This window comes from Actinomadura geliboluensis (assembly GCF_005889745.1).
Taxonomy (GTDB): domain Bacteria; phylum Actinomycetota; class Actinomycetes; order Streptosporangiales; family Streptosporangiaceae; genus Spirillospora; species Spirillospora geliboluensis.
Genome location: NZ_VCKZ01000387.1, coordinates 1 through 8,563 on the forward strand (window position 1 = coordinate 1; position 8,563 = coordinate 8,563).

The 8,563-nt window shown below is 76.4% G+C and carries 10 protein-coding genes; 1 reads left to right on the plus strand and 9 read right to left on the minus strand.

What is annotated here, in order from left to right; genetic code table 11:
- Positions 1-120 precede the first annotated feature (120 nt).
- The gene (locus tag ETD96_RS35770) at positions 121-921 is read right to left on the minus strand and encodes an alpha/beta hydrolase (protein WP_138640899.1); all 801 of its coding nucleotides are present in this window, start codon (positions 919-921) and stop codon (positions 121-123) included.
- An 83-nt stretch (positions 922-1,004) separates the two neighbouring features.
- Between ETD96_RS35770 and ETD96_RS35775 the strand changes: the two genes are divergently transcribed.
- Entirely contained in the window at positions 1,005-1,988 is a 984-nt protein-coding gene (locus tag ETD96_RS35775; protein ID WP_240808473.1) for a helix-turn-helix transcriptional regulator, read from the plus strand.
- Positions 1,989-2,000: 12 nt separating this feature from the next.
- On the opposite strand, the gene ETD96_RS35780 is transcribed toward ETD96_RS35775, so the two are convergent.
- The 8 genes from ETD96_RS35780 to ETD96_RS35815 all read right to left on the minus strand — a co-directional run.
- The gene (locus ETD96_RS35780) at positions 2,001-2,582 is read right to left on the minus strand and encodes a GNAT family N-acetyltransferase (protein ID WP_138640900.1); all 582 of its coding nucleotides are present in this window, start codon (positions 2,580-2,582) and stop codon (positions 2,001-2,003) included.
- 80 nt (positions 2,583-2,662) lie between these two features.
- Positions 2,663-3,724, minus strand: a complete 1,062-nt coding sequence (locus ETD96_RS35785; protein WP_171069388.1) for a YihY/virulence factor BrkB family protein — start codon at positions 3,722-3,724, stop codon at positions 2,663-2,665.
- 79 nt (positions 3,725-3,803) lie between these two features.
- Positions 3,804-4,190: a DUF3618 domain-containing protein gene (locus ETD96_RS35790; RefSeq protein ID WP_138640902.1), complete on the minus strand. Its 387-nt coding sequence runs from the start codon at positions 4,188-4,190 to the stop codon at positions 3,804-3,806.
- The gene (locus tag ETD96_RS35795) at positions 4,187-4,675 is read right to left on the minus strand and encodes a phage holin family protein (RefSeq protein ID WP_240808474.1); all 489 of its coding nucleotides are present in this window, start codon (positions 4,673-4,675) and stop codon (positions 4,187-4,189) included. Before ETD96_RS35795 ends, ETD96_RS35790 begins: the two co-directional genes overlap by 4 nt.
- Before the next feature lie 140 nt (positions 4,676-4,815).
- Complete coding sequence (locus ETD96_RS35800; protein ID WP_138640903.1) at positions 4,816-5,565, minus strand: SDR family oxidoreductase; 750 nt, start codon at positions 5,563-5,565, stop codon at positions 4,816-4,818.
- Between the two features lie 72 nt (positions 5,566-5,637).
- Entirely contained in the window at positions 5,638-6,762 is a 1,125-nt protein-coding gene (locus ETD96_RS35805; RefSeq protein ID WP_138640904.1) for an AAA family ATPase, read from the minus strand.
- Positions 6,746-7,534 (minus strand): RNA ligase family protein, encoded by a 789-nt coding sequence (locus tag ETD96_RS35810; protein WP_138640905.1) that lies wholly within the window; start codon positions 7,532-7,534, stop codon positions 6,746-6,748. Before ETD96_RS35810 ends, ETD96_RS35805 begins: the two co-directional genes overlap by 17 nt.
- Before the next feature lie 63 nt (positions 7,535-7,597).
- Positions 7,598-8,563, minus strand: a 966-nt coding sequence (locus ETD96_RS35815) for an MFS transporter (protein WP_138640906.1), incomplete at its 5' end; no start/stop codon positions are given.

Below are 8,563 nucleotides of genomic sequence, written 5' to 3' on the forward strand. Positions count from 1 at the left end.
GGTCAGCGGCGCTCCGCGCCCGCCGAGCCGCGCCCGCCGAGCCGCGCCCGCCGAGCCGCGCCCGCCGAGCCGCGCCCGCCGAGCCGCGCCCGCCGAGCCGCGCCCGCCGAGCCGCGCGCGCTAGCCGAGCGCGGCGAGCTCGTCCAGCAGCGCGGCCAGCTCGCGAGGCGCGGACAACATCGGCCAATGGCCGGTGGGCAGCTCCCGGTAGGTCCAGGTCGGGCCGGTCATCCCGGCGAAGATCGGGTTGCCCTCCTCGCCCATCTGCCGCACCGCCGCCAGCGGGATCGTGCAGGCGACCAGCGTGCGGGGCGTGTCCGGCAGCGGGTCCGGGCGGGCCGCCGGCTGCGTCGCCGTCCCGAACGGCTGCGGCGTGGCGCGCTCGCGCAGCTCCGCCAGCCGCGCGGCGCTCAGCCCCGCCAGGTTCACCGGGTCGGCGGCCGGGTCGAACGGCGGCACCGGGATCACCCGGCCGCCGCCCTCCTCGGCGACCGCCCGCTCCAGTTCCGCCCGCTCGGACGGCTCGTGGAAGTCGATCGCGGCCATCCCCGACGGCATCGGCCCGGTGTCGACGTACACCACGCGGGCGATCCGGCCGGGCATCCGGTCGGCCGCGCCCGTCACCGCCATGTTCGCGCCGCTGTGCGCGACCAGCACGACCCGCTCCAGCCCGCCGTCCTCGACGACCCGCGCGATGTCGGCGATGTGGGTGTCGACGTCGATGCCGGAGACGTCGCCGCCCGCGCGCTCGGCCTGCCCGGACGGCGTCACCGCGTGCACCTCGTGGCCCGCCGCGCGCAGCGCCGCCGCGACCTCGTCCCACGCCCACGCGCCGAGCCAGTACCCGGGGACCAGGACGAACGTCCCCGCCCCCGCCTTCTCCCTCGCCGTTCCGGTGCCGGTGCTCGTCTCGGTGCTCATGTCGCGCCGTCCTCTCCTGTTCGGTACGGCACCACGCTACGGTCGATACCGGACAGGACCCGCCCGGATTAAGTGAGTGACCCGTGCCACATTCGTCCCACCCGACGACCCGCGTCCTGGCGATGCTGGAACTGCTGCAGGCCGGGCACCGCCTCGGCGGCGCCGAACTGGCCCGCCGGCTCGGCGTGGACGAGCGCACCGTCCGCCGCTACGCCGCCCGCCTGGAGGACCTCGGCGTCCCCGTCGTCGCCGACCGCGGCAGGTACGGCGGCTACCGGCTCATGCCCGGCTACAAGCTGCCGCCGCTGATGCTCACCGACGACGAGGCCGTCGCAGTCGTCCTGGGACTGCTCGCGGGACGCCGCACCGGGCTGCCCGGCCCCGCCGCCGAGAGCGCCCTGGCCAAGGTGCAGCGCGTCCTGCCCGACGCGCTGCGCGACCGGGTCCAGGCCCTGCGCGACACCCTCGGATTCACCGGCCCCGACCGCGCCGCCGGCGCCGCGCCCGGTGCGGTCCCCGACACCGGCGCCGTCCTCACCCTGGCCGCCGCCGCCCGCGAGCACCGCCGCGTCCGGCTGCGGTACCGGTCCTGGCGCGGCGAGGAGACCGAACGGGACCTGGACCCCCACGGGCTGGTGCTGCACTCCGGCCGCTGGTACGTCACCGGCCACGACCACCGCAGCGGCGAGACCCGCACGTTCCGCGTCGACCGGATCGCCTCCGCCGAACCGGGCGCCGAGCTGTTCGAGGCGCCCGGCGACGCCGACCCCGTCCGCGACGTGCTGCGGTCCCTGGCCCGCGTCCCCTACGCCCACGAGGTCGAGGTCGTCCTGCAGACCACCCTCGCCGAGGCCCGCCGACGCGTCCCCGCCGCGGTCGCGACCCTGGCCGACAACACCGGCGGCGAGGGCGGGGGAGTGGTGCTGACCACCCGCGCCGAACGGCTCGACGGCATGGCCCGGATGCTGGCCGGGCTCGGGTTCCCCTTCATCGTCCGGCGTCCCGCCGAACTGCGCGGCCACGTCCGCGCCCTGGCCCGCGACCTGGCCGAGCAGGCCGACCGGTGACCGCCGGGCGCGCTACTCCGCGTCAGGTCGGCCGGCGGTGCGGGCGTCCCACTCGTGCCGCAGCATCGCGTACACGACCTCGTCGCTCCACTCGCCCTTGACGATCTCGTTCTGCACCAGGTGCGCCTCCCGGCGCATCCCCAGCCGCTCCAGCACCCGCGCGGACGCGGCGTTGCGGCCGTCCAGCCGCCCGCACACCCGGTGCAGGTCCAGGCCCTCGAACCCCAGCCGCAGCACGACCTCGGCGGCCTCGGTGGCGAACCCCCGGCCGTGGAAGGCGGGGTTGAAGATGTAGCCGATCTCGCCCTGCCGGTGCTCGCGGCTGCGGTACTGCAGGTTGACCTCGCCGATCAGGTCGCCGGTCTCGCGCCACACCACCGCCAGGACGAGCCAGTCGCCCTCCTTCTCCACGGTGGAGGCGCCCATCTTCTGCTTCAGGAACGACCGCGACTCCTCCAGCGTCCGCGGCTCCCAGTACAGGAACCGCGCCACCTCCGGCAGGGACTGGTAGGCGTACAGGCCCTCGACGTCGCCCTCGTGGAACGGCCGCAGGGTGAGCCGCTCGGTCTCGATCGGGTAAGCGGGACGGAGCATGCCATGATCCTATTCACCGTTTTCGCCCTCATGCGACCGTGATTCCCCGGTACACCCCCGCAGCCGGGCACGGCACGCCGCTAGGAACGCCCCGGGCCGGGACGGCCGCGCGTCGCTCCCGGACCCTGCGCCCCTGGACCCTGCGCCCCCGGCCCGCCGCCCTCCTCCTGTTCGGCGCCGCCCTCCCGCTCGGCCGCGCCGGTCTCGCGGCGGTCCTCCTCGTCGAAGGCGCGGGTGTCGCGGAACCGCACGTACGGCTCCCGGCCCGGGGGAGTGCCCGCGGCGATCGCCCGGCCCCGCTCCAGCTCGGCGTTCAGCTCCAGGCCCAGCAGGATCGCCAGGTTCGTGATCCACAGCCACACCAGGAACACGATGACCGCCGCGAGGCTGCCGTAGGTCTTGTTGTAGGAGGAGAAGTTCGCCACGTACACCGCGAACAGCCCCGACGCCGCCAGCCACACCACGATCGCCAGCACCCCGCCGGGCACCAGCCCCCTGAAACCGCGCTTGGCGTTGGGCGACGCCCAGTACAGCAGCATGAACAGGAACGCCACCACCACCAGCAGCACCGGCCACTTGGCGATGTTCCACACCGTCACCGCCTGCGACCCGGCGCCGATCACGTCGCCGACCTTGCGCGCCAGCGGCCCGGTCACCACCACCGCGATCCCCGACGCCGACAGCAGCACCAGCGTCACCAGCGTCACCCCGATCCGCACCGGGAGCGTCTTCCAGATCGGACGGCCCTCGGGGACGTCGTAGACGATGTTGGACGCCTGCATGAACCCGCCGACGTACCCCGACGCCGACCACACCGCGCCCAGCAGGGCCACCACCGCGATCACCCCGGCGCCGCCGCTGCTGCCCTGCAGCTGCCGCACCGAGCTCACCAGCAGGTCCCGCACCGCGCCCGGCGCCAGCTCCCCGATGTTCTTGATCAGCTCGTCGGTGGTGGACCGGCCGGCCAGCCCGACCAGCGACACCACCACCAGCAGCGCCGGGAAGATCGACAGGATCGAGTAGTAGGTGAGCGCCGCCGCCCACGCGGTGAGGTTGTCGCGCTTGAACTCGCCGAACGTCCGCTTCAGCGCCCCCCGCCACGAGGTGGCCGGGGGGTCGGCGATCGCGCCAGGGACAGGCATGCGGGTCCTCTCACCGGATCGTTCCAGGGGGTCGGTCCCGGGGGCGGGGCCCGGTCCCGCGGGTCTCGGCGGCCCGGGGTCAGCGGCCCTTGCGGCGCCGCACCTTCACCGCGCGGCGCTGCCCGGGGGCGATCCGGAACCGCACCGGCCCCACCCGCCGCGAGGACGTCCGCCGGTGGCGGATCCACAGCGCCGCCACCGCCAGCGCGCCCGCGGAGGCGACCACCGCGCCGCCCTGCCGGGCCCGCGCCATCGTCTCCTCCGAGCCGGCCGCCTGCCACGCCGACGCCGCGGCGTCGCGCGCCCGGCTCCTGGCGTACTCGGCCTTCTCCCGGGCCAGCGCCTTCACGTCCGCCTTGGCGGCCAGCTGCTCGACGGTGTCGCCGAGCTCGTGGCGCGCCCGGTCGACCTCCTGGCGCAGCTCCTCGGTGGCGGCCTCGGCGCCGTGCCTGCCCTGAACCGTCATCGGTGCGTCGCCCTCTCCCTCAGTTCGGCCACGGTCTGCCGCGCGCCGTCCATCGCCGCCTCCGGCTTGGCCGGCGCGGCGCGCTTGGTCTGCGACCGGCCCATCAGGGCCAGCACCCCGGCCACCAGCATCAGGAACCCGCCCATGATCAGCGCCGCCGCCCACACCGGGAGCGCCAGCGCGATCGCGGCGATCGCCGCGGTCAGCAGCGCCCCCAACCCGTACAGCGCCATCAGCGCCGCGCCGCCGAACATCCCGGCGCCGGTGCCGGCGTGCCGGGCCTTGGCCTTCAGCTCGGCGGCCGCCAGCCGCAGCTCGGCGCGGGTCAGGTCCGAGACCTGCTGCGCGGCCTGCCGCACCAGCTCGCCGGTGCCCGCCTCCGGGCGCCGGGACTGGAACTCCGGTGCCCGGGCCTGGTCCACGCGGTGCGCGCCCATGCCCTCGGCCGCCGCCTCGCCGTCATGCGTCTGCCGCACGATGCTCATCGCCTTCAGGCCCCCTCCGCGTTGTCTCGACGCTTGAAGGTGGCGTTCCCCCTTGTCGGAGGCTAAACGTGGCCGGTTCCCGACAAAGGGTGAACAGGCGCGCCGGACCGCGCCGTCGCGCGCCCCCGGCGGGGCGGCGGTCAGCCGCGCCCGACGTGCGACGGCATCGCCGTGGCCAGCACCGTCATGAACTGGACGTTGGCCTCCAGCGGCAGCCCCGCCATGTACAGGACGGCGTCGACGACGTGGCGGACGTCCATCACCGGCTCGGCCTTCACCGACCCGTCCGCCTGCAGGGTGCCGGTGCCGAACGCGCCGGTCATGTCGGTGGCGGCGTTGCCGACGTCGATCTGCCCGCACGCGATCCGGTGGGGGCGGCCCTCCAGCGACAGCGCCTTGGTGAGGCCGGTCACGGCGTGCTTGCTGGCGGCGTAGGCGACGGTGCGGGGCCGCGGCGTGTGCGCCGACAGCGACCCGTTGTTGATGATGCGCCCGCCCTGCGGGTCCTGGTCCTTCATCATCCGGAACGCCTGCTGCGCGCACAGGAACGCGCCGGTGAGGTTGGTGTCGACGACCTGGCGCCACTCCCGGAGGGAGTAGTCCTCCACGGGCGCGGACGCGCCGAACACCCCGGCGTTGTTGACCAGCAGGTCCAGCCGCCCCCACCGGCCGGCGACGGCGGCGAACAGCTCCCGCACGGCGCCGGGGTCGGTGACGTCGGCGGGGACGGCCAGCGCCGCTCCGTCGTGGGCCGCGCCGGCGGCGGCCCGCAGGGGGCCGGGGCGGCGGCCGGCGAGGGCCACCCGCCACCCGGCGTCCAGGAGCCCGGCCGCGACCGCCGCTCCGATGCCCGATCCGGCGCCGGTCACCAGCGCCACCCCTGCTCCCATGGGCCACTCCCGCCGCTCGTCGCCGTCCCGCCCGATTATCGCCCCCGCCGTACCAGCGATCCCGGCCCGGGGTCAGGCGGTGGTGAGCCAGTCGACGCGGTGCGCCTCGGTCGGGTCGGGGGCCTCCCAGCGGCGCACCAGCCGGTCCACGACCGCGTCCGGGACGGGCGCCCGCCGCGCCCGGTTGCGGTCGCGGACCACGCCGGGCGGCGCCTCCACCGCGACGATCTCCACCCGCGCCCGGTACCGGGCGGCGAGCCCCGTGCACGCCTCCCGCTGCTGCCGCGACACGTTGGTGGCGTTCCACACGAACGACCTGCCCGCGCGCAGGTGCCCGCGGGCCTCCTCGTGCGCGGCGGCCGCCACCGCCCGCTGGTCCCCCGAGGGGGACACGCCCATCTCGGCGCGGAGCCGGTCCAGGCTCACGACCGGCGCGTCCGGGCGGTGCGCGGCGATCCAGTGGTCCTTGCCCGCGCCCGGCAGCCCCGACAGCACCGTCACCGTGCAGCGGGTGTCGTCGAACGCGGCGTAGCCGGGATCGCGGCCGGGCTTGCGGAAGTACCAGAACCGGGCGTGGTCGGACGGGAACGCGCGCGGAGCCTCCAGGCACTCCTGCTCGGCGCAGTACTCCCCGTACAGGGCGGCGTTGTCCAGCAGTTCGGCGGTGTCGGAGCAGACCCGGCCGAGGATGTCGGCCGACGCCAGCAGCACCAGGTCGTCGTTGCGGGCCAGCATGCTCGCCCGGAACGCGATCTGCTGCAGGTCGGGGCGCTCCAGAGCCCAGAACGGCACCTGGTGGTGGCGAACCAGCGCCGCGACGTGCTCGCGCCAGGCGACCGGCGCGCCCAGCTCCCACAGGATCCGCCGCACCATCAGGTCGCCGCGGCGGGAATGGCCGTGCGCGGTGACGCGGCCGTCGCCGTCCAGCGCGGTGCAGTACGGCTTGGCGACGTCGTGCATCAGCACCGCGGTGAACAGCCGCACCCGCTCGGCGGCCGGGCGGGCCCGCCACTGCAGCAGCGACGCCAGCGCCTCGCACGCCATCCGGGTGTGGGTCTCGACGTCGCCCTCGCCGTGGTGGAGGGGGTCCTGGGGGACGCCGGCCAGGTCCCGCACCCAGGCGAACGCGTCCCGGATCCGGTCCCAGGGGACGCTCCAGTGAGGGGGCGCCGGGCACAGCTCATCGAACACCCGCATACAGCACCTCCGGGTCTGCCAGGCCGTTGGCGACGATCGGCCGGTCCAGCCAGTGCGTGCCGGCGTCCAGGATCGCGGTCAGGAAGCTCGGACGGACCCACTTGTAGCGGCCGACGGTCTGCCCGCCCTCCTCCACCTTGATGTAGAGGCCCTCCATCTCCTCGCACGAGTCGGTCTCCGCCGCGACGCGGCCGGGGTCGGCGCCGCCGGCGGCGGCCGCCGCGCGCAGCGCGTCCCGCCAGTGCGGGGTGCGGCACCTCGACGGCCCCGCCAGCGCCGTCAGCGCGGCCAGGTCCGGCAGCGGGCCCTCGTGCAGGACCGGCACCGGCACCACCGGCGTCCCGGCGAGCAGCTCCGCGCGCCGAGGCGTCGACAGGAACGTCCCGTCGGCGAGGTCCAGGACGTCGAACGCGCAGAAGTAGTGGGGGAGCGCGTCGTAGAAGACGGTGTGCTTGGCGTACAGCCACTCCCCGTACAGGACGTACCGGTCCCGCAGGCGTTCGCGCAGGACGTGCTGGACCGACGCCGCCCACGCCTTCAGCGGCCCGAACTGCCGCTCGCGGGGCCCGCCGGACAGGTAGTGGCCGCGGCTCTGCAGCCGCAGCTCCCCGCCGGCGGTGAAGCTGATCCCGGCGTTGGCGCCGTCGAGCTTCTCCTCCACCACCAGGTACCGCCCGGCGATCTCGGCGAACGGCGCCGCGGCGAGGTCGTGGTCGCCGGGCTGGAGCCGCGAGCCCGCGATGTGCGGGGTCCGGGGGTATTTGCGGAGCATGCCGACCGTTGTAGGGGACCGCCGCGGGCCCCGCCAACCGGTTTTCCGGCGCCCGCGAGGGCGTCAGCGGGCCGGGACGGCGCGGACGAGGGCCAGCGCCACCGCCCACAGCGCCGCGCTCACCCACGCCAGCGCGTGCAGCCCCGACGCGAACCCCGGGCCGGTCGCCGGCCCGGCGACCGCCCCGTACACCGCGACGCCCAGCGCCGTCCCGACCTGCCGGGCGGCGTTGTTGAACCCGCCCGCCAGGCCGGCGTGCGCGGGCGGCGCGGCGCGCATCGCGGCGGCGACCGCGGCCGTGACGATCAGGCCGTCGCCGATCCCGATGGCCGCCAGCGCCGGCAGCAGCGGCCCGTACCCGCCGCCCGGCCCGGCGGCCAGCAGCGACAGCGACCCGCAGGCGGCGACCGCGGCCCCCGCGGTCAGCGGCACCCGCGTCCCGAACCGGGCGGTCAGCCGCCCGCTCACCGGCGCCAGCACCGCCAGCGGCACCGCCATCGGCAGCAGCAGCGCCCCGGCCGACGCCGCCGAGCGGTGCCCGGCCTGCTGCAGCGCCAGCGTCGAGGTGAACAGCACCCCGTTGGTGACCAGGTTCATGATCAGCGCGATGGCGTTCGCGCCGAGGAACGCCCGCGCCCGCAGCAGCCCGCCCGGCAGCATCGGCGCCGCCGCGCGCCGCTCGGCCAGGACGAGCCCCGCCCCGGCCGCCGCCGCGACCGCGGCCGCGCCGGCGGCGGTGGCCCGGTGGCCGTGCCCGGCGGCGATCACCGCCCACACCAGGCCGCCGAGCGCGAGCGGCGCCAGCGCCATCCCGGCGCGGTCCAGCGGCGCCCGGGCCCGCGCGCCCCGGCCGGGTTCGCGGACGAGCGCGCGGACCCCGGCGATCGCCGCCGCCGCGGCCGGCACGTTCAGCAGGAAGATCCACCGCCACCCGGCCGTGTCGACCAGCAGCCCGCCCAGCAGCGGCCCCGCCGGCAGCGCCGTGGAGGAGATCCCCGCCCACGCCCCGAGCGCCCCCGCCCCGCCCGG

Coding starts and splice junctions, on each gene's coding strand:
- ETD96_RS35810 (WP_138640905.1), bottom strand. CDS start 7,534: ATGCTCCGCAAATACCCCCGGACCCCGCACATCGCGGGCTCGCGGCTC.
- ETD96_RS35790 (WP_138640902.1), bottom strand. CDS start 4,190: ATGACGGTTCAGGGCAGGCACGGCGCCGAGGCCGCCACCGAGGAGCTG.
- ETD96_RS35795 (WP_240808474.1), bottom strand. CDS start 4,675: ATGAGCATCGTGCGGCAGACGCATGACGGCGAGGCGGCGGCCGAGGGC.
- ETD96_RS35805 (WP_138640904.1), bottom strand. CDS start 6,762: ATGCGGGTGTTCGATGAGCTGTGCCCGGCGCCCCCTCACTGGAGCGTC.
- ETD96_RS35780 (WP_138640900.1), bottom strand. CDS start 2,582: ATGCTCCGTCCCGCTTACCCGATCGAGACCGAGCGGCTCACCCTGCGG.
- ETD96_RS35800 (WP_138640903.1), bottom strand. CDS start 5,565: ATGGGAGCAGGGGTGGCGCTGGTGACCGGCGCCGGATCGGGCATCGGA.
- ETD96_RS35770 (WP_138640899.1), bottom strand. CDS start 921: ATGAGCACCGAGACGAGCACCGGCACCGGAACGGCGAGGGAGAAGGCG.
- ETD96_RS35785 (WP_171069388.1), bottom strand. CDS start 3,724: ATGCCTGTCCCTGGCGCGATCGCCGACCCCCCGGCCACCTCGTGGCGG.